At 72.4% G+C, this 20,209-nt stretch carries 14 protein-coding genes; 12 read left to right on the forward strand and 2 right to left on the reverse strand.

Annotation, left to right across the window (positions count from 1 at the left end):
- Window positions 1–505 precede the first annotated feature (505 nt).
- From ACIQFU_RS11450 to ACIQFU_RS11465, 4 genes are all read left to right on the forward strand, one after another.
- Complete coding sequence (locus ACIQFU_RS11450; protein ID WP_402550652.1) at window positions 506–922, forward strand: hypothetical protein; 417 nt, start codon at window positions 506–508, stop codon at window positions 920–922.
- Window positions 923–1,170: 248 nt separating this feature from the next.
- Complete coding sequence (gene panD, locus ACIQFU_RS11455) at window positions 1,171–1,590, forward strand: aspartate 1-decarboxylase (RefSeq protein ID WP_030186950.1); 420 nt, start codon at window positions 1,171–1,173, stop codon at window positions 1,588–1,590.
- 48 nt (window positions 1,591–1,638) lie between these two features.
- The gene (locus ACIQFU_RS11460; protein WP_402550653.1) at window positions 1,639–1,983 is read left to right on the forward strand and encodes a GNAT family N-acetyltransferase; all 345 of its coding nucleotides are present in this window, start codon (window positions 1,639–1,641) and stop codon (window positions 1,981–1,983) included.
- A gap of 24 nt (window positions 1,984–2,007) precedes the next feature.
- The gene (locus ACIQFU_RS11465; RefSeq protein WP_402550654.1) at window positions 2,008–2,658 is read left to right on the forward strand and encodes an aspartate/glutamate racemase family protein; all 651 of its coding nucleotides are present in this window, start codon (window positions 2,008–2,010) and stop codon (window positions 2,656–2,658) included.
- Window positions 2,659–3,193: 535 nt separating this feature from the next.
- Here ACIQFU_RS11465 and gndA read toward each other — a convergent pair.
- Entirely contained in the window at window positions 3,194–4,633 is a 1,440-nt protein-coding gene (gene gndA, locus ACIQFU_RS11470) for an NADP-dependent phosphogluconate dehydrogenase (RefSeq protein WP_402550655.1), read from the reverse strand.
- A 304-nt stretch (window positions 4,634–4,937) separates the two neighbouring features.
- On the opposite strand from gndA, the gene ACIQFU_RS11475 reads away from it, so the two are divergent.
- Window positions 4,938–6,203, forward strand: a complete 1,266-nt coding sequence (locus ACIQFU_RS11475; RefSeq protein ID WP_402550656.1) for a transglycosylase family protein — start codon at window positions 4,938–4,940, stop codon at window positions 6,201–6,203.
- Here the strand turns inward: ACIQFU_RS11475 and ACIQFU_RS11480 are convergent.
- A complete protein-coding gene (locus ACIQFU_RS11480) occupies window positions 6,193–7,329 on the reverse strand; it encodes a DMT family transporter (RefSeq protein WP_402550657.1) in 1,137 nt (378 codons plus the stop codon). The two genes, ACIQFU_RS11475 and ACIQFU_RS11480, sit on opposite strands and share 11 nt — an antisense overlap.
- 228 nt (window positions 7,330–7,557) lie before the next feature.
- Between ACIQFU_RS11480 and ACIQFU_RS11485 the strand changes: the two genes are divergently transcribed.
- The 7 genes from ACIQFU_RS11485 (at window position 7,558) to ACIQFU_RS11515 (ending at window position 20,148) form a co-directional block, all read left to right on the forward strand.
- Window positions 7,558–8,319: a (2Fe-2S)-binding protein gene (locus tag ACIQFU_RS11485; protein WP_402550658.1), complete on the forward strand. Its 762-nt coding sequence runs from the start codon at window positions 7,558–7,560 to the stop codon at window positions 8,317–8,319.
- A gap of 130 nt (window positions 8,320–8,449) precedes the next feature.
- On the forward strand, window positions 8,450–9,613 hold the full coding sequence (glgA, locus tag ACIQFU_RS11490; RefSeq protein ID WP_402550659.1) for a glycogen synthase: 1,164 nt from the start codon (window positions 8,450–8,452) through the stop codon (window positions 9,611–9,613).
- 50 nt (window positions 9,614–9,663) lie between these two features.
- Window positions 9,664–10,884: a glucose-1-phosphate adenylyltransferase gene (gene glgC / locus ACIQFU_RS11495; RefSeq protein WP_402550660.1), complete on the forward strand. Its 1,221-nt coding sequence runs from the start codon at window positions 9,664–9,666 to the stop codon at window positions 10,882–10,884.
- 187 nt (window positions 10,885–11,071) lie between these two features.
- Window positions 11,072–13,696 (forward strand): PA14 domain-containing protein, encoded by a 2,625-nt coding sequence (locus tag ACIQFU_RS11500; protein WP_402550661.1) that lies wholly within the window; start codon window positions 11,072–11,074, stop codon window positions 13,694–13,696.
- Window positions 13,697–13,845: 149 nt separating this feature from the next.
- The gene (locus tag ACIQFU_RS11505) at window positions 13,846–16,236 is read left to right on the forward strand and encodes an RICIN domain-containing protein (protein WP_402550662.1); all 2,391 of its coding nucleotides are present in this window, start codon (window positions 13,846–13,848) and stop codon (window positions 16,234–16,236) included.
- A 40-nt stretch (window positions 16,237–16,276) separates the two neighbouring features.
- Window positions 16,277–18,598: a GH92 family glycosyl hydrolase gene (locus ACIQFU_RS11510; RefSeq protein WP_402550663.1), complete on the forward strand. Its 2,322-nt coding sequence runs from the start codon at window positions 16,277–16,279 to the stop codon at window positions 18,596–18,598.
- A 209-nt stretch (window positions 18,599–18,807) separates the two neighbouring features.
- Window positions 18,808–20,148 carry a wax ester/triacylglycerol synthase family O-acyltransferase gene (locus ACIQFU_RS11515; RefSeq protein ID WP_402550664.1) on the forward strand — a complete coding sequence of 447 codons (1,341 nt, stop codon included), beginning with the start codon at window positions 18,808–18,810 and terminating at the stop codon, window positions 20,146–20,148.
- Window positions 20,149–20,209 lie beyond the last annotated feature (61 nt).

Consider the following 20,209-nt stretch of genomic DNA (forward strand, 5'->3'; position numbering starts at 1 on the left):
GCACCCACGGTCGGCGACCACACAGCGGTGCCGCCTGCCCCGGCGCGAGAGTGCGCTCGGGAGGGCGGGACCGCCCGCAGTATCCGAGTCGGACTCGCCTACATCTACGGCGCTGGCACTTACACCGACGACTGGGGTGACGAAGGCGTCACGGACGCCGGGCGTCGCGTCTGCCGACGGAAGCGCCGGCTATGACTACCGGGCCTGCGGCTTCTGACGTCAGGCGCTCTCCGGCCCGACGGGGACGCATCCTCCCCTCCCGCCCACTGGCCCGCAGCCACCCGACTGCGGGCCTCACCCATGCCCGTTCCCCGAGGGCGAGCCGGTCCGGAAGTACCAAGGTGTCTACGCGATACGACCGGTCCGGCTGCCGGTTCAGAGTCGCTGGGACTGGGCCGTTTCGTTCGGATCACCGAACCCGTGACATGTGAGCGCGCTCAACGGGCGCGGCGCCTCCGACGGCCTCTGTAGCCTGGCGTCGCCGTTACGTCGGGGGGAGCTGACCGTGGAGAACGTGGTGTCCGTGGCCATCGGGGCCGCTGTCGGCCTCGTAGGGGTCGTGTTCGGGTCGTGGTTCACCGCGCGCCGACAGGACCGCATGTGGATCCGCGAACAGAAACTCAAAGCCGGGACCGGCTTCAACACGGCCGTAGTTCAGCTGCTGGACTACCTGAAGGAAGCACGGCTGAGTGACGACGGCCCGGGAGCCAACGAGTTGGCGAACCGGCTGCAGGAAGCACGCTCAGCCCTCTACCTGCTCTGCTCGAACGACACCGTCGATCTCGCCGATGCCCTCGCGCGTCGGGTCTGGAGCACCCGGCCCACCGAAGGCAGGGACGACCGCCGGGCCGAGTTCCGGGAGACGTTGGACCTCCTGCGTCGCTTCACTCACCAGCTCCGGCAAGAGATCGCCAGATCGTAGACCCCACTGGATCACCGGGCGGACCAGGGGAGGATGCCTGCGATGTGGGGCCTGCTTGCCTGGCGCATCGTCAGGCAAGTCAGCGTCTGGCGGGCAGGAGTGCTCGCAGATTCCGGGGCAAGGGACCTTCTCGTCCGAGTGGGATCGACGTTCCTCGGAATCTTCGAGTCCGACGAGTGCCGGTGTAAAGTGAACAACGCCCTTGACCTGCACAAAGCAGGCAGGGAGCCGTCTTCCAGGAGTCCAACATGCTGCGCACCATGTTCAAGTCCAAGATCCACCGCGCCACCGTCACCCAGGCCGATCTGCACTACGTCGGCTCGGTGACCATCGACGCCGATCTGCTGGACGCCGCCGATCTGCTGCCCGGTGAGCTCGTGCACATCGTGGACATCACCAACGGGGCCCGGCTCGAGACGTACGTCATCGAGGGCGAGCGAGGGTCCGGGGTCATCGGGATCAACGGGGCCGCGGCCCACCTCGTGCACCCCGGCGACCTGGTCATCCTCATCAGCTACGCGCAGGTCACCGACGCCGAGGCGCGGTCGTTGCGGCCCCGGGTCGTGCATGTGGACGGCGACAACCGTATCGTCGCCCTGGGGGCCGACGCGTCCGAGCCGGTGCCGGGGTCGGACCAGGAACGCAGCCCTCAGGCCGTGTCGGCCTGACGTACCGGTGTACTGAACTGCTGACCCGTGGGGACGAGGAGCGTGGCCGTGAGTGACATCGAGATCCGTGACGACCGGGCCGCCGGGCGGCTGGAGGCGGTCGCGGCCGGAGAGGTCGTCGGCCGGGTCGAGTACTTCGTGCTCGACGCGCCCGAGCGGGCCCTCGTCCCCGTCCACACCGTCGTCGAGCCGGCCCACGAGGGCAAGGGCATCGCCGGATCGCTTGCACGTGAGCTGTACGGGATCGCGCGGCGGGAGGGCGTCACGGTCGCCCCGCTGTGCCCGTACGTCGTGAAGTGGGCCGAGCGGCACCCGGACGAGGCGCCCGCCGCCGATCCCGAGTCGCTGCGCGCGGCCAAGGAGTGGCTCGTGGCGCACCCCGGGCTGTTCTGATCCCGCGACGGGGAGATCTTGCGCGTGCTGGCGCTCTTGCACACCTCACCCGTGCACGTCCCGGTCTTCGACGCGCTGCGTGACCTGGCGCATCCGGGGCTGGAACTGCGGCATCACGTCGACGCCGCACTGCTGGAGCGGGCGCGGAGCGAAGGACCCGACGCGGTGGCCGACGCCGTCACGGCCGTGCTGACGCGGGTGGTGGAGGAAGGGGCGCGTGCCGTTCTGTGCACCTGCTCCACCATCGGCGGCGTCGCCGAGACCGCCGTCGGGGTCGGCGTGCCCGTGCTGCGCGTCGACCGGCCGATGGCCGCCGCCGCGGTGGCCGTCGGTCCGCGTGTGCTCGTCCTCGCCGCCTTGGAGAGCACGCTCGCTCCGACGGCGGCGCTGATCGAGGAGGAGGCGCGGCGTGCGGGCCGTCCCGTGACGGTGCGTACCCGGCTGGTCGGCGGCGCCTGGTCGCGGTTCGAGGCCGGCGACACCGAGGGCTACCTGCGGCGGGTGACCGAGGCGGCCGACTCCGTGACCGGCGCTGACGTGATCGTCCTGGCCCAGGCATCCATGGCGGCGGCCGGGGAGCGGGCGTCCGTCCGCGTCCCCGTGCTGGCCGGCCCGGCGTCCGGACTGGCCGCGGCAGCGGCGGTGGCGGCACGACCGGGCACCCGGGCTCGTTGAATCCGTTCGGAGCGTTCGGAGCGTTCGGAGCGTTGGGCCCGGCCCGGCTGGCTCCCCGGGCGCCGCGGTTCGTACGGCCGGGTGAGTGGGGAGGCGGCCCTCGGGTAGGCGGGGGACAAGTCCAGAGAGCCGACGTCGACCGACTGGCCGGAGGACAGCGCCATGACAAACCCGTATCCGGATCCCGTCCCGCCCGGGCCCACCCCGGGACCCGCTCCCGGCCCGGACCCGGAGCCCCCACAGCCGCACCCCGATCCGGCGACGCCGCCGGTCCCCGGTCCGGAACCGACTCCTCCGCCTCCGCCTCCGGGCCCGGGTCCGCAACCCACGCCCCAGCCTCCCGGCCCCGGTCCGCAGCCGACGCCTCCGCCTCCCGGCCCCGGTCCGCAGCCGCCGCCCGATCCCCCGGGACCGCCCGGGCCCTCGCCGTCGCCGATCCCGCCGGGGCCAGAGCCCGTGCCCAGTCCCGAGCCGGGGCCGCCGCTCACCTGAGCGACGAGCGGGAGGCGCCCGCCCGTCGGACCCGGGCGAGGTACTACGCGGTGACCTCCGACCGGTCGCCGCCCCACAGCGTGTGGAACGCGCCGTCCCGGTCCGTCCTGCGGTACGTGTGTGCCCCGAAGAAGTCCCGCTGCCCCTGGGTCAGCGCGGCGGGGAGCCGCTCGGCGCGCAGGGCGTCGTAGTAGGCGAGGGCGGCGGCGAAGCCTGGGGTCGGTACGCCCTGGCGGGTCGCGGCGACCAGGACCTCGCGCCAGTCGTCCTGCGCGGCGGCGATCTCCTGGGCGAAGGTCTCGTCCGACAGCAGGCTCGGCAGGTCCGGCCGGGCGTCGTACGCGGCCCGGATGCGGTCGAGGAACGCCGCCCGGATGATGCAGCCGCCGCGCCAGATCGCGGAGACCGCGCCCAGGTCGATGTCCCAGTCGTACTCCTCACTGCCCGCCGCGATCTCGTGGAAGCCCTGCGTGTACGACACGATCTTCGACGCGTACAGCGCCTGCTCGACGCGGTCGGCGAAGGCGGCCGCCTCCGACTCGCCGAGCGGCGCCGCCTTCGGGCCCGCCAGGCCGCGCGAGGCGTCCCGCAGCGCCGCGTGCCCGGACAGGGAACGCGCGAAGACGGCCTCCGCGATGCCCGACACCGGCACACCCAGGTCCAGCGCGATCTGCACCGTCCAGCGGCCGGTGCCCTTCTGCTCCGCCTGGTCGACCACCACGTCCACGAACGGCTTGCCCGTCGCCGCGTCCACGTGCGACAGCACCTCCGCCGTGATCTCGATCAGGTACGAGTCCAGGCGTCCGGTGTTCCAGGTGCGGAAGATCTCCGCGATCTGCGCGGGGGAGTACCCGGCGACGTCGCGCAGCAGCTGGTACGCCTCGCCGATCAGCTGCATGTCGGCGTACTCGATGCCGTTGTGCACCATCTTCACGAAGTGTCCGGCGCCGTCGGGACCGACGTGCGTCACACAGGGCGCCCCGTCCGCGGCCTTCGCCGAGATCTTCTCCAGCATCGGGCCCAGCGACTCGTACGACTCCTTCGAGCCGCCCGGCATGATGCTCGGGCCGTGCAGCGCGCCCTCCTCGCCGCCCGAGATTCCGGTGCCCACGAAATGGATGCCCTGCTCGCGCAGTTCGCGTTCCCGGCGCCGGGTGTCCGCGAAGTGCGCGTTGCCCCCGTCGATGATCATGTCCCCGGGTTCGAGGAGCGGGGCGAACTCCCGGATCACCGCGTCGGTGGGGTCTCCGGCCTTCACCATGATCACCAGGCGGCGCGGCCGCTCCAGCGCCGCGACGAACTCCTTCGCGGTCTCGGTCGCGACGAAGTCGCCTTCGCTCCCGAACTCCTCCACCAGCGCGTGCGTGCGCGACGCCGTCCGGTTGTGCACCGCGACCGTGTAGCCGTTGCGGGCGAAGTTGCGGGCGAGGTTGCGGCCCATGACCGCGAGACCCGTGACGCCGATCTGCGCTGTAGTGCTCATTGGGTTGGCTCCTAGTGACCTTGGTGTCTGTGCTGCCCTGTGTCCGTGGTGCCGGTGCCCGCCAGTATGGCCGGTTCGCCGCTCGACCATGCTGACGTGCCGGTACGTCGGACGCACTTTCTGCTTCGCGGACTCCAGTACGGGCGGAAGGGGCCGGGTGCCTCAGCGGGCCGCCCCCTCGTCCGGCCAACGGCCGCCGGGTCCCGGCCATTCGGCGCGGCCAACCGGCCGGTTGCCGTCTTGTCATGGCCTGTTCGCGGCGCTTACTTTTGCCGCTCCTGACGCAATGTCGAGGGGGACCTCCATGGCCGTACGCGGCCGGCACCGCCGGTATCAGCCGAACAGGATCAACCGCGCCTCACTGACCGTCACCGCGGGGGGCGCGGGACTGGCCCTCCCCCTCGTGGGCACCGGCACGGCCCACGCGGCCGACGTGGCGACCTGGGACAAGGTCGCCGCCTGCGAGTCCACCGACGACTGGGACATCAACACCGGAAACGGCTACTACGGTGGCCTGCAGTTCACCCAGTCCACCTGGGAGGCCTTCGGCGGCACGCGGTACGCCCCGCGCGCCGACCTGGCCACCAAGGAACAGCAGATCGCCGTTGCCGAGAAGGTGCTCGACGCACAGGGCCCCGGCGCCTGGCCGGCGTGCTCGAAGCGGGCCGGGCTGACCCGCGGGGGCGACACGCCCGACATCCGGCCGGCCGGGGGAGCAGGGCCCGAAGAGGCGGGCGAGAAGTCCGCCGGCAAGCCCGCGGTCGGCCCCGCGAAGAAGGCCGGCTCTGTCAGGGACGTCCAGCCGCAGACCACGCCGCAGTCCCGGGCGGGCAAGGCCCGGATGTACACGGTGGTCACCGGCGACACCCTCTCCGGCATCGCCGACGTCCACGAGGTCCGGGGCGGCTGGCAGCGCCTGTACGAGTCCAACCGCGGCGCGATCGGCTCCGACCCCGACCTCATCCTGCCCGGCCAGCGGCTCTCGCTGCGCGGCGAGGGGGCCACCAAGACGTCCGGCGCCCGGACCGGGAAACAGGACGATCGGCAGAAGCAGGAGAAGCAGCAGGAGAAGCAGCAGGAAAAGAAGCAGACGGAGCAGAAGCGGGAGCCGAAGCGGCAGGAGCAGCAGAAGGCGCCGAAGAAGTCGTCCTCCGCCACCACCCACCACGCCGTCGTGGCCCCGGTCGACGCCGCCACCGGCACGCCCTATCACCAGGCGGGCTCCTCCTGGTCCAAGGGCTACCACACCGGTGTGGACTTCCCCGTCCCCACCGGCACCTCCGTCAAGTCGGTCGCGGCCGGGCGGGTCGTCAGTTCCGGGTGGGGCGGTTCGTACGGCTACCAGGTGGTCGTCCGGCACGGCGACGGGCGGTACTCCCAGTACGCGCACCTCTCGGCGATCTCCGTGAAGGCTGGGCAGTCGGTGGGCGCCGGCCAGCGTCTCGGCCGCTCCGGCGCCACGGGCAATGTCACGGGCCCGCATCTGCACTTCGAGGTGCGGACGGGGCCCGGCTTCGGTTCGGACGTCGACCCGCTGGCGTATCTGCGGGCCGGCGGCGTCAGGATCTGATCCGTACCCGCCGGCGGCCGAGCATGGACGGCGGGACGAACGGACCGCCGTAGAAGGGGCCGTAGGAGAGCGTCGTGTCGTCGCTCTCCGCCGGTGCCCGCACGTCGTACGCCTCCTCGGCTGCCGCGGTGTCCGAAACCGGCGACGGCACCGGGGAGGGCACGAACACCTTGGCGGACAACGGGGCAGCCACAGCCGCCGGAGCAGCCGCTGCCGCAGGGACCGCAGTCGCGGTCGCGGAACTGGCGTGCTGCCCCCGCTCCCCGATCCCGTCGCCGCCCTGGGCCACGGCGCCCTCCCGGGCGATCCGCTCCGTCGTCAGCATGATCAGCCCGCCCGCGGCCACCACGCCGCAGCTCAGGGCGAGCGCCGTGCCGGTCGTGCCGTAGCGGAACGTCTCGCCGAACATCGTGATGCCGACCACGGCGGCCACCACCGGGTTCACGACCGTCAGCGTGGCCAGTGGGGCGGCGAGGCCGGCGCCCCGGTAGGAGGCCTGCGAGAGGACCATGCCGGCCGTGGCCAGTACGCCGATCACGGCCAGCGCGGGCAGGTCGGCGGCGGACACCCCGCCGGTCCAGTCGACCGCGACCGTCTTGGTGAAGACCGAGGACATGCCGAAGGCTATGCCGGACGCGGTCGCCAGCAGGATGCTGCGGACCGCGGGATGCCGGTGCGCGGCCCGGCCGGCGATCATCAGCGCGACGATCGCACCGCCGGTGACCAGCGCCGCCCCGACCCGCTGCGCGGTGTCCAGCGACTGCGCGTCCGAGGCACCGACCAGGGACAGCAGACCGGCGAGACCGACCGTGGCCATCAGCGCGCCCCGCCAGGCCGTCGCACCGGCCCGGCGGCCCACGAAGAACGCCGCCATGGGCAGCGCGAAGACGATGGTGAGCGCTCCCAGCGGCTGCACCAGGCTGAGCGGGCCGAGCGCGAGGGCGACCACGTGCAGCAGACCGCCCAGGCCGTTGAGCGACACCGCCGCCCACCAGGCGGGCCGGCGCAAAGGAGCGTACTGGGCATCGGGGGACGACGTCGCGACCTGCTCCTGCACGATCGCTCCGCCCGCGTACGCCACCGCCGAGACGAGCGACAGCAGTACGGAGAACGCGAGGGCGCTCATCGGCTGCTCCTCTGCGTGAGGCGGGGGCGCTGGGCCCGTCGCGGCGAACGGTCGTCATCCATGGACAACACGATGCCGCCTCAGGGTCTTCCCGTCGTCGTCCCTGAGCATTCTTCGGGTCCTACTACCGATGGAGTACGGCGGCGCCGCCGTCCTCCCCAGGGTGGGCGACTTCCGGGCCCTGACCCCGGGAACAGCGCCTTGAGAGCCCTGATACTACTTCTCTGCGTGGATCTCGACCCCGGCCTCTCCGCCCTCCGCCCGCTCGGCGGCTTCTCCGTCCTGCGCGTCGCGGAGCCCGCGCCGTCACGGCGGACCGGCGCCCTCGCGCCCCTCGCACACGCCTACACACCGGGACACGCGGACGAGTCGACGGACGTTCATGTTCAGGTTCGGCGCCCCGACCCGCTGGGCCACCGCGTCCGCAAGGTCGCCGCCGCGCTCGGCGCCCCCGAGACCCGGGTCGCCGCCTCAGTGGCCCAGCAAGGGCTCGCGGCCCGCCTCTGGTCCGTGACCCTGGCCTGCGCCGCCCTCTACGGGCAGGTCCCCGACCTCGACCCCCGCCTGCTGCACTGGGACCCCGACGCCACCGCCCCCGACGACCTGTGGCTCGGCGAGGTGCGTGCCCTGCCGGCGGACGCCGCCACCGTCGCGGACGTCGTGCTCACCACCCACCTCGCGCCCCTCGCCGAGGCCGTGCGCGCCCGCTACGGCGTCGCCGCCGGGCTGCTGCGCGGCAACGCCGCCTCCGCCCTGGCCGGCGCCGGACGCGAACTGGAGCGCTGGGCCCGCCGCGAGAATCGCACGGAGACCGCCGCCCGCGTCCGGGAGCTCACCGCCGGCCTGCTGGCCCACCCGCTGCTCGCCGGGACCGGCACGCTCACCGGCACGTCCTTCCGGCGCCGCAGCTGCTGCCTCTACTACCGGGTGCCGGGCGGGGGTGTCTGCGGCGACTGCTGCTTCCCGAGTCCGCCCGGATCCTCTCGCTGACCGAGTCGCCCGCACCCGCCCGCTCCCGCGTTCTCCGTACCCGCCCGCTCCCCGCGCCCGCCGCGCTCTTCCCCCGGCGCCCGCTCTGGGTGACCATGAGGGAACCAGCCGCCGAGACGGGAGGTTCCGGGTGCGCGTGGGACTGCTGACCCGTGAGTTCCCGCCGGACGTGTACGGCGGAGCCGGAGTCCACGTCGAGTTCCTCGCCCGGGAACTCGCCCGCCTCGTCGACCTGGACGTGCACAGCTGGGGCGAGGGGCACGCCGACGGCGTGCTGCGCCACCGCCCCTGGTCCGCGCTCGACGGCGCCAACGACGCGCTGCGCACCTTCTCCGTGGACCTCGCCATGACCGCCGCCCTCGAAGGGCGCCAACTGGTGCACTCCCACACCTGGTACGCCAACCTCGGCGGCCACCTCGCCAAGCTCCTGTACGGCGTCCCGCACGTGATGACGGCCCATTCCCTGGAGCCCCTGCGTCCCTGGAAGGCCGAGCAGCTGGGCGGCGGCTACACCCTGTCCGGGTGGGCCGAGCGCACCGCGGCCGAGGCGGCGGACGCGGTGATCGCCGTGTCCGCGGCGATGCGCGAGGACGTACTCGGCTGCTACCCGGCCCTCGACGCCTCCCGGGTCCACGTCGTGCACAACGGCATAGACACCCGGCTCTACCGGCCCGACCACGCCACCGGCGCGCTGGACCGGATCGGTCTCGACCGCTCCCGCCCGTACGTGCTGTTCGTCGGCCGCATCACCCGCCAGAAGGGCGTGCCCCACCTGCTGCGCGCGGTACGGGACATCGACCCGGCCGCGCAGGTCGTGCTGTGCGCCGGCGCCCCGGACACCCCCGAGATCGACCAGGAGTTCCGCGAGCTCTTCGCCGCACTGAGCCGCGCCCGCGAGGGCGTGCACTGGATTCCGCGCATGCTGCCGCGCCCGGAGGTGATCCAGCTCCTGACGCACGCCGCCGTCTTCGTCTGCCCCTCCGTCTACGAGCCCCTCGGCATCGTCAACCTGGAGGCGATGGCCTGCGGCACTCCCGTGGTGGCCTCCCGGGTGGGCGGCATCCCCGAGGTCGTGGCCGACGGCGAAACGGGGGTACTCGTGCCGAGAGCGGAGGTCGCGGACGACGACTTCGAGGCGGGTCTGGCGCGCGCACTGGACTCCGTCCTCGGCGACCCGGCCGCCGCCCGGCGGATGGGAGAGGCCGGCCGGGCGCGCGCGGTCGAGGAGTTCGGCTGGGACGCGGTCGCGCGCCGCACGGTCCGGCTCTACGAGGAGATCCTCAAGCGGGCTTGAGCCGCCCCGACCGGGGCGGCCGAGGGTGAACGAGGGTGAGGGGAGCGGCCATGCGTCGTGGAGGTCCTTCGGTGCTCGGCATCGTGCTGGCGGGCGGAGAGGGCAAACGCCTGATGCCCCTGACCGCGGACCGCGCCAAACCCGCGGTCACCTTCGGCGGCACCTACCGGCTCGTCGACTTCGTCCTGTCCAACCTGGTCAACGGCGACATCCTGCGGATCTGCGTGCTCACCCAGTACAAGTCGCACTCCCTGGACCGGCACATCACCACCACCTGGCGGATGTCCAGTCTGCTCGGCAACTACGTCACCCCCGTCCCCGCCCAGCAGCGCCTCGGACCGCGCTGGTTCCTCGGCAGCGCGGACGCGATCCTGCAGTCCCTGAACCTGGTGTACGACGAACAGCCCGAGTACGTCGCCGTGTTCGGCGCCGACCACGTGTACCGGATGGACCCGCGCCAGATGCTCGCCCAGCACATCGAGTCCGGCGCGGGCGTCACCGTCGCCGGAATACGGGTCCCGCGCGCCGAGTCGCCGTCCTTCGGCGTGATCACCCCGGGCTCCGACGGGCAGACCGTCACCGGCTTCCTGGAGAAGCCCGCCGATCCACCCGGTCTCGCCGACGACCCCGGGTGCGTCTTCGCCTCGATGGGCAACTACGTCTTCACCACCAAGGCCCTCGTCGAGGCCCTGCACCGGGACGCCGAGGACGAGAACTCCGTGCACGACATGGGCGGTTCGATCCTGCCCCAGCTCACCGACCGGGGCGAGGCCGCGCTGTACGACTTCAGCGACAACCACGTGCCGGGGGAGACCTCCCGCGACCAGGGCTACTGGCGGGACGTGGGCACGCTGGACGCGTACTACGACGCGCACATGGACCTGATCGCCGAGCGGCCCGCGTTCAACCTCTACAACCGCGACTGGCCGGTCTACACCCACTCCACCCAGCTCTCGCCCGCCCGCTTCAACGGCGGTGGCATCGCCGGCGAGTCGATCATCAGCGCGGGCTGCCTGATCCGGGGGCAGGTCACCCGTTCCGTGCTCTCGCCGGGCGTGGTGGTCGACCCGGGGGCGGTCGTGCAGGGCTCGGTGCTGCACGACAACGTGCACATCGGCCGGGGCGCGGTGGTGCGCGGGGCGGTGCTGGACAAGAACGTCCAGGTGCCGCCGGGCGCGACGATCGGCGTCAACCCGCAGCGGGACGGCGAGTTGTACACGGTCTCCAAGGGCGGCGTGATCGCGCTGGGCAAGGGGCAGCGGGTGCCGTGACGGAAGGACGACGGACGGACCGCGGCCCCGGGCCGGGCGACACGCGCGCCGAGCCCGGGGCCGTTGTCATGTCCCTGGACGTCAAGCGGAATCCGTGCTGTCATGCCTCTGCACCTCTGCCGTTACATCGTTGTACGACATCGATGTCTGCGCCACCAGCCACCACCCGTTCTCGAGGAGAGGGTCAGTGCGCACCAAACGACTCAGAGACAGACTCGCGCTGCTGCTAGCCGCCGCACTGGGCGTCGCGGGACTCGCCGCCGTCCCGGCCGCAGGCGCCGCCGACACGGCCGGTGCCGACGGCACCGCGGAGATCCACGGCCTGAAGGGCGAGTACTACACCCAGTCCGCCCCCGGTGCCTTCGACTTCCACGAGCTCAAGGCCACCGGCTTCGACCCGCAGCTCGACTTCGACACCCTGGAGCCGCGACTCGCCTTCGCCACCGGGCAGTCGGACGACGTGAGCGTCCGCTGGACCGGCAAACTGGTCCCGGAGAAGTCCGGCGCCCACACCTTCTCGATCACCGGCGACAACGGCTTCCGCCTCTGGGTCGGCGGCGAACTCGCCATCGACCACTGGGTCGACGACTGGGACGTCGAACAGACCTCCCGGCCCGTCGAGCTGACGGCCGGCCGGTCCTACGACATCAAACTGGAGTACTTCGAGCACTACGGCGGCTCCAACCTCCACCTGCGCTGGACCGAGCCCGGCGGCGGCAAGGAGGCGGTCCCGCAGTCGGCGTTCCGTCTGCCCGACGGCTTCGACTACAACGGCGCGACGGCGACCACCGTCGAGTCCACCGGCCGCACCCTCAGGCTGGACTTCGCGAGCCCCCTCGCCGCACCCCCGGCCGGACTCACCGACCACCTCGAAGCGGTGATCGGCGGCACCACCTGGCCGCTCGGCGAGACCAGGCTCGACCCCGCCGACCCCAGCGCCCTGCTCGTCGCCCTCGATCAGCCCGTCGTCGGCGACAAGGACGGCGACGCGCCGGGCACGGCCGACGTCCGCTACGACGGGGAAGGCGGCCTCACCGACGCCGAAGGCAACGTTGTCAACGCCTTCTGGAGCAGCGGCGGCAACAAGTCCACCTACGAGCTGCGCACCGAGTGGGCCGACGAGGTCGGGCCGGACAACGCCCTTCCGGAGTACCCGCGCCCGCAGCTGACCCGCGACGACTGGCAGAACCTCAACGGCCGCTGGCAGTTCGCCGCCGCCGAGGCCGGCGAGCAGCCGCCGGCCGGCAAGAACCTCAAGGAGCGCATCCTCGTCCCCTACCCGGTGGAGTCGCAGCTCTCCGGCATCCAGCGGCACGAGGACCGCATGTGGTACCGCCGTACCTTCACCGTCCCGAAGAACTGGCACATCGGCCACGGCCAACGGCTGAAGCTCAACTTCGGCGCCGTCGACTGGCAGTCCGAGGTGTACGTCAACGGCGTCAAGGTCGCCGACCACAAGGGCGGTTACGACAAGTTCAGCGCCGACGTCACCGACGCGCTGAAGCCCGGCCGCACCCAGGAGCTGATCGTCGGCGTCTACGACCCGACCGACGCGGCGAACGGCGAGAACCCGCCGCTCGGCAAGCAGCGCCTGGATCCGAGCGGCATCTGGTACACCCCGAGCTCCGGCATCTGGCAGACCGTCTGGATGGAACCGGTCGCCCGGGACCACGTGGACTCGCTGAAGCTCACCCCGCACGTCGACGGGGCGGCGAGCACCCTGACCGTCGAGCCGAAGGGCGTGCGCGACGGCGTACGCGTCGAGGCCACGGCGTACGCGGGGCACCGCAAGGTCGCCACGGTCAGCGGACGCACCGGTGAGCCGCTGACCCTCAGGATCCGCGACCCGCGACTGTGGTCGCCCGACGACCCGTTCCTGTACGACCTGAAGGTCACCGTGGGCCGCGACCATGTCGAGAGCTACTTCGGGATGCGCTCCGTCACCGTCGAGAAGGTCAACGGCGTCCCGCGCACCCTGCTCAACGGTGAGCCCACGTTCCTGATGGCCACCCTCGACCAGGGCTTCTGGCCCGACGGCCTGCACACCGCACCCACCGACGAGGCCCTCGCGTACGACCTGAAGGCGCACAAGGAGATGGGCTTCAACTCGGTCCGCAAGCACATCAAGGTCGAACCCGACCGCTGGTTCTACTGGGCGGACCGGCTGGGCCTGCTGGTCTGGCAGGACATGCCGGCCATGACGGCGGGCGTGAACCCGTCCACCGCCGCCCGCGCCGAGTACGAGCGGGAGATGAAGGAGATCATCGACGAGCACGTCAGCAGTCCCTCGGTGGTCATGTGGGTCACCTTCAACGAGGGCTGGGGCCAGTACGACATCGGCCGCGTCGCCGAGCAGGCCAAGGCCTGGGACCCGACCCGCCTGGTGAACAACCAGTCCGGACTCAACCTCGGCGCCGACGGCCACGCCGGCGACATCATGGACGAACACGGCTACCCGAGCCCCGCCCTGCCACCGTCGCCCGACGGCGAACGCGCCCTGGTCAGCGGCGAGTACGGCGGCCTGGGCCTGGCCGTGCCCGGCCACGCCTGGTCGGTGCAGCAGTCCTACGTCGACGTCGACCCGGCGACGTACACCGACGACTACCTCACCAAGCTCGACGAGGTACACGCCCTCGCCTGCAAGGGCGGCAACGGCGCGGTCTACACGCAGATCACGGACGTCGAGGGCGAGCTGAACGGGCTGCTGACGTACGACCGCAAGGTCGTCAAGCCCGATGTGCGGCGCCTCAAGGCGGCGCACGAGCAACTGATCGACGACATCTCCCGGGCCACCCCGGCGAACTGCGCCTGATCACGCGAGAACCCCGGCGGGGCGCCTCCGCGCGCCCCGCCTCCCGCACTTCGGCTCCCCGCACCCGCACCCTCCGCACTTCGGCTCCCCGCTCCCGCGCTCAGGCACCCGTCAAGCACCCCGCCACCTCCCGTCCCGTCTGGAGCCCCATGACTCTCGACCGACGCCGCTTCCTGCACCGCGGCTCCCTCGTCGTCGGCGCGCTCGCCGTCGGTGTGCCCGCACTGGGCCGGCCCGCCGCCGCGGCAGGCCCTCTCGCCCCCGACGCCTTCACCCGGCTGGCGCCCGGCAGCGTCACCGCACGCGGCTGGCTCGCCGGACAACTCCGTCTCCAGCTCGACGGGTTGTGCGGCCGCTACGCCGAGCGCTCCCACTTCCTCGACTTCGCCACCACCGGCTGGGTCCACCCCGAGAACGCGGGGTGGGAGGAACTGCCGTACTGGCTGCGCGGATACGTCCCGCTCGCCGTCGCCACCGGTGACGCCGAGGCGCTCGCCCAGTCCCGGCGCTGGATCGACGCGATCCTCGCCACCCGCCAGGAAGACGGCTTCTTCGGCCCCCGGGCGCTGCGCACCTCGCTCAACGGCGGCCCCGACTTCTGGCCGTTCCTGCCCCTGCTCCAGGCGCTGCGCACCTGGGAGGAGTACACGGGCGACCAGCGGATCGTGCCCCTGTTCACCGGATTCCTGCGCTACATGAACGCCCAGGGCAAGGGCGCCTTCGACTCCAGCTGGGTCTCACTGCGCTGGGGCGACGGCATCGGCCTCGCGCTGTGGCTGCACCGCCGCACCGCCGACGCCTTCCTGCTCGACCTCGTCGAGAAGATGCACGCCTGGGGCGCCGACTGGACCGGCCCGCTGCCCAGCCCGCACAACGTCAACATCGCCCAGGGCTTCCGCGAACCCGCCCAGTACGCCCAGCTCTCCGGCTCCGCCGCCGACACCGGCGCCACCTACGACACCTACGAGCAGGTCATGGGCGGGTACGGGCAGTTCCCCGGGGGCGGCCTCGCCGGGGACGAGAACATCCGGCCCGGGTTCGGCGACCCCCGGCAGGGCTTCGAGACCTGCGGCGTCGTCGAGTTCATGGCCGCCCACGAACTGCTGGTCCGGATCACCGGCGATCCGGTCTGGGCCGACCGCTGCGAGGATCTCGCCTTCAACGCGCTGCCCGCGGCCCTCGACCCCGAGGGCCGCGCCGTCCACTACGTCACCAGCGCCAACAGCGTCGACCTGGACGACGTCCGCAAGACCCAGGGACAGTTCCAGAACGGCTTCGCCATGCAGGCGTACCAGCCCGGCGTCGACAACTACCGCTGCTGCCCGCACAACTACGGCATGGGCTGGCCCTACTTCACCGAGGAACTGTGGCTCGGCACGCCCGACCGGGGCCTGGCCGCCGCGATGTACGCCCCGTCCGAGGTCACGGCGGCCGTGGGCGCCGACGGCACCCGGGTGACCGTCACCGAGGACACCGACTACCCCTTCGGCGACACGATCACCCTCACCGTGTCGGCCCCGCGCCGCGTCGCCTTCCCCCTCAGCCTGCGCGTCCCGGGCTGGTGCGAGGGGCCGCGGCTGCGGGTCAACGGCCGGCCCGTGGACGCGGCCGACGGCCCGGCCTTCGTCCGCGTCGAGCGCACCTGGTCCGACGGCGACCGCGTCACCCTGCGCCTGCCGCAGCGCACCGCCCTGCGCTCCTGGCCCGGCAACCACGGCTCGGTCAGTGTCGACCGGGGGCCGCTGACGTACGCTCTGAAGATCGGTGAGCGCTACGTCCGGTACGCGGGCGACGACACCTTCCCCGAGTACGAGGTCCATGCGACCACTGCCTGGAACTACGGTCTCGTGCCCGGCGCCGCGCCCGCCTTCAGCCGTACCCGCGCCCGGGTCGCGGACAACCCGTTCACCCACGACACCGTGCCCGTCTCGCTGACCGCCGAGGCCCGCCGCATCCCCGAGTGGGTCGCCGACGACGAACACGTGGTCGCCCCGCTCCAGCCGAGCCCGGCCCGCTCCACCGCGCCGGTCGAGCAGGTCACCCTGATCCCGATGGCCGCCGCCCGGCTGCGCATCGCCTCCTTCCCGACCGCCGCCCCGGACGGCACCCCCTGGGTCCCCGAGCCGCCCTTCCGGCGCCTCCGGAACAAGCACAGCGGCAAGGTGCTCGCGGTCGACGGGATGTCCACCGCCAACAGCGCCCGGGTCGTGCAGTTCGCCGACACCCGCACCGGCGACCACACCTGGCAGCGGATCGACAAGGGCGACGGCTGGTTCCTGGTCCGCAACGGCCACAGCGGCAAGGTCCTCGGCGTCGACGGGATGTCCACCGCCAACAGTGCCCGCGTCGTGCAGTACGAGGACAACGGCACCGACGACCACCTGTGGACCTTCGCCGACCAGGGCGACGGCTGGTTCCTGATCCGCAACAGGCACAGCGGCAAGGTCCTCGGCGTCGACGGCATGTCGACCGCCGACAGCGCCCAGGTCGTCCAGTTCGACGACAACGGCACCGACGACCACCTCTGGCGCTTCGCCTGAGGAAGCAGGAGAAGGCCCAAGAAAGACGGAGGCACCTTCCATGAGCTGGACCCAACGGCTGCGCGGCGCGGCGACGGCCGCCGCCGCCGCGGCGCTCCTCGCGGGCGCCGTCGCCGTACCCGCCGCCCAGGCGGCCCCCGACGGACCGCTGACCGACCTCGTGAACCCCTTCATCGGGACCGAGAACGAGGGCAACACCTACCCCGGCGCCGCCGTGCCCTTCGGCATGGTGCAGTTCTCGCCGGACACCGGCCACAACACCGGCTACGACCACTCCGACACCCACATCCGCGGCTTCTCCCTGGTCCACCTCTCCGGCGTCGGCTGCGGACTCGGCGGCGACCTGCCGGTCCTGCCGACCACCGGCGACGTCACGGAGACGGACTACGCGAAGTACGCCGCCTCCTTCAGCCACGACGACGAGGAGGCGAGCCCCGGCTACTACCGCGTCGGCCTCGACTCCGGCATCGACGCGGAGCTGACCGCCACCGAACGCACCGGTGTGCAGCGCTACACCTTCCCGGCCACCGGCAAGGCCAACGTCCTGCTCAACGCCGGCCAGTCGCTGCACAAGAACATCTCGACCGAGGTCGAGGTCCTCGACAGCCGCACCGTGCGCACCGCGATCACCGGCAGCGGCTTCTGCCAGGACACCGAGCCGTACACCGTCTACACGATCACCCGCTTCGACCGCCCCTTCGCCTCCTACGGCACCTGGGACGACGGCACCGTGACCGCGGGCGCGAAGACCGGCGGCGACGGCGCCTACGTCCGCTTCGACACCACGAAGGACCGCACCGTCGAGGCCACCACCGCCCTGTCCTACGTGGACGCGCGCGGCGCCGCGCTCAACCTGCGCGCCGAGGGCGGGCACTCGTTCGACTCCGTGCGCCGGGGCGCACAGCGCACCTGGGAGAAGCGGCTGGACGACGTCCGGGTCCGGGGCGGCGACGACACCCTGCGCCGCACCTTCTACTCGTCCCTGTACCGGTCCTTCCTCGCACCCAACGTCGGCAGCGACGCCGACGGCCGCTACACCGGCTGGGACCAGGAGATCCACCGGGCCAAGGGCTTCACGTACTACCAGAACTGGTCCCTGTGGGACACCTACCGCACCCAGTCCCAGCTCCTGTCCCTGCTCGCGCCCCGCGAGGCCCGCGACATGGCGATCTCCGTGATCAAGATCGACGAGGAGAGCGGCTGGCTGCCCAAGTGGGGTTACGGCACCGTCGAGACCAACATCATGACGGGCGACCCGGTGACCCCCTTCCTCACCAACGCCTACCAGCAGGGCCTGCTGCACGGCTGGGAGGAGCGGGCCTACCGGGCGCTCAAGAAGAACGCCGACGGCGTGCCGCCCACCGAATCGCCCGCCGTCGGCCGGGAGGCCAACCGCGAGTACCTGACCGACGGCTTCGCCCCGTACGTCAAGGGCCGCCCGCACGCCAAGCCGGGCGACTCCGACTACGACCACGGCGCCTCCGCCACCCTGGAGTACGCCCTGTCCGACGCCATGCTCTCCCGCATGGCCCGCGACCTCGGCCACGGCGCGGACGCGCGGCGGTACGCCGAGCGGGCCCAGAGCTACCGCCACGTCTTCGACGCCGCCACCGGCTTCTTCCGCGCCCGCGACGCAGAGGGCGCCTTCACCGGCCCGGCCGACCCGGCGCAGAGCGAGGGCTTCCACGAGGGCACGTCCTGGCAGTACCAGTGGCTGGTGCCGCAGGACCTGCCCGGCATGATCGACCTCATCGGCGGCACCGAGGCGGCGAACGAGCGGCTCGACTCCTTCTTCGCCTACGACCAGCTCCTCGCCGACCCGGCGAAGACCGCCCGCGAGGTGTGGGTGAACGGGCCGTACGACTACTACAACGCCGACAAGTACAACCCGCAGAACGAACCCGACCTCATCGCCCCGTACACCTACCTGTCGACCGGGCATCCCTGGAAGACGACCGACGTGGTGCACGCGGCGCTCACCCTGTTCACCGACACGCCGACCGGCATGACCGGCAACGACGACCTCGGGACCATGTCCGCCTGGAACGTGCTGTCCTCGATCGGGATCTTCCCGATCCAGCCGGGCTACGACACCTGGGGCCTGTCCACCCCGGTCTTCGAGCGCGTCGACCTCACCCTCGACCGGCGCTACTACCCGCGCGGTGCCCTGACGATCACCGCGCCCGGCACCTCGGACACCGACCGGTACGTCCAGTCGGCCCGTACCGACGGATCGGCCTACGCCCGCACCTGGCTGACGACGGACACCCTGCGCTCCGTGCGGTCGCTCGCGTTCACGGTCGGCCCGCAGCCGTCCGGGTGGGGAACCTCGGCAGAGGCGGTGCCGCCGCCGCTGACGTGAGCCGACGTCGGCGCAGATGCCCCATGAGTCACAGCAGTCCCGCCCCTGCCGAAAGGGGCGGGACTTTTACCTGCTGTTAACTGTGCGTAGCTTGATCGTACTTGACCGTAATCGGCGGAAGGCGATTGACTGCTTGTCCACCCGATACTCACCCGGCACCCGACCGCTGCCCACCCGCCGTCCGTGCGTCGTCCTTGCGAGGCCAGCCCTTGACTCCCGATCCGCTCGCTCCCCTCGACCTGGCGTTCTGGAACATCGAGTCCGCCGAGCACCCCATGCACCTGGGCGCGCTCGGCGTCTTCGAGGCCGACTCGCCCACCGCGGGAGCCCACGCCGCGGACCTGCTCGCGGCCCGCGCCCCGGCGGTGCCCGGACTGCGCATGAGGATCCGGGACACCTGGCAGCCGGAGCCGGGCCTGCGGGCCCCGCTCTCCTTCGGCGGCGCGACCCGCGAGCCCGACCCCCGCTTCGACCCGCTCGACCACGTCCGGCTGCACGCTCCGACCACGGACTTCCACGCCCGGGCCGGCCGCCTCATGGAACGCCCCCTGGAACGCGGGCGGCCGCCGTGGGAGGCGCACGTGCTGCCGGGCGCGGACGGCGGGACCTTCGCCGTGCTCTTCAAGTTCCACCACGCCCTGGCCGACGGCCTGCGCGCCCTGACCCTCGCCGCCGGGGTCCTCGACCCGATGGACCTCCCCGCCCCCCGGCCCCGCCCCGCACGGCCGCACCGCGGGCTCCTGCCCGACGTGCGCACGCTGCCGGGCAGGCTGCGCGACGCCCTGTCGGACGTCGGCCGCGCCCTGGACATCGGCGCCGCCGCGGCCCTGTCCACCCTGGACGTGCGCTCCTCGCCCGCGCTGACCGCCGAGTCCTCCGGCACCCGCCGGATCGCGGGCGTGGCCGTCGACCTCGACGACGTGCACCACGTCCGCAAGACCACCGGCGGCACCGTCAACGACGTACTGATCGCGGTCGTCGCAGGCGCCCTGCGCCGCTGGCTGGACGAGCGCGGCGACGGCAGCGAGGGCGTCGCGCCCCGTGCCCTCGTCCCTGTCTCCAAGCGCCGCCCCCGCAGCGCCCACCCCCAGGGAAACCGGCTCTCCGGGTACCTGATGCGGCTTCCGGTCGGCGACCCCGACCCGCTCTCCCGCCTCGGCACGGTCCGCGCCGCCATGGACCGCAACAAGGACGCCGGTCCCGGCCGCGGGGCCGGAGCCGTCGCCCTCCTCGCCGACCACGTGCCGGCGCTCGGTCACCGGCTCGGCGGACCGCTGGTCTCCGGGGCCGCCCGGCTCTGGTTCGACGTCCTGGTCACCAGCGTGCCCCTGCCCAGCCTCGGCCTGCGGCTCGGCGGGCACCCGCTCACCGAGGTCTATCCGCTGGCGCCGTTGGCCCGGGGCCACTCCCTGGCGGTGGCCGTCTCGACCTACCGCGGGCAGGTCCACTACGGCCTGGTCGCCGACGGCAAGGCGGTGCCCGACCTCGACCGGCTCGCCCTGGCGGTGGCCGAGGAGGTGGAGACGTTGCTCACGGCCTGCCGTCCCTGACGCCGGCGGGTTTGGATCCGCGCCGCGCGCTGAATAAAATCCGCTGTTCGACAGCGGTCGC

Origin of the sequence: Streptomyces sp. NPDC093065, from assembly GCF_044754585.1 — a bacterium.
GTDB lineage: Bacteria > Actinomycetota > Actinomycetes > Streptomycetales > Streptomycetaceae > Streptomyces.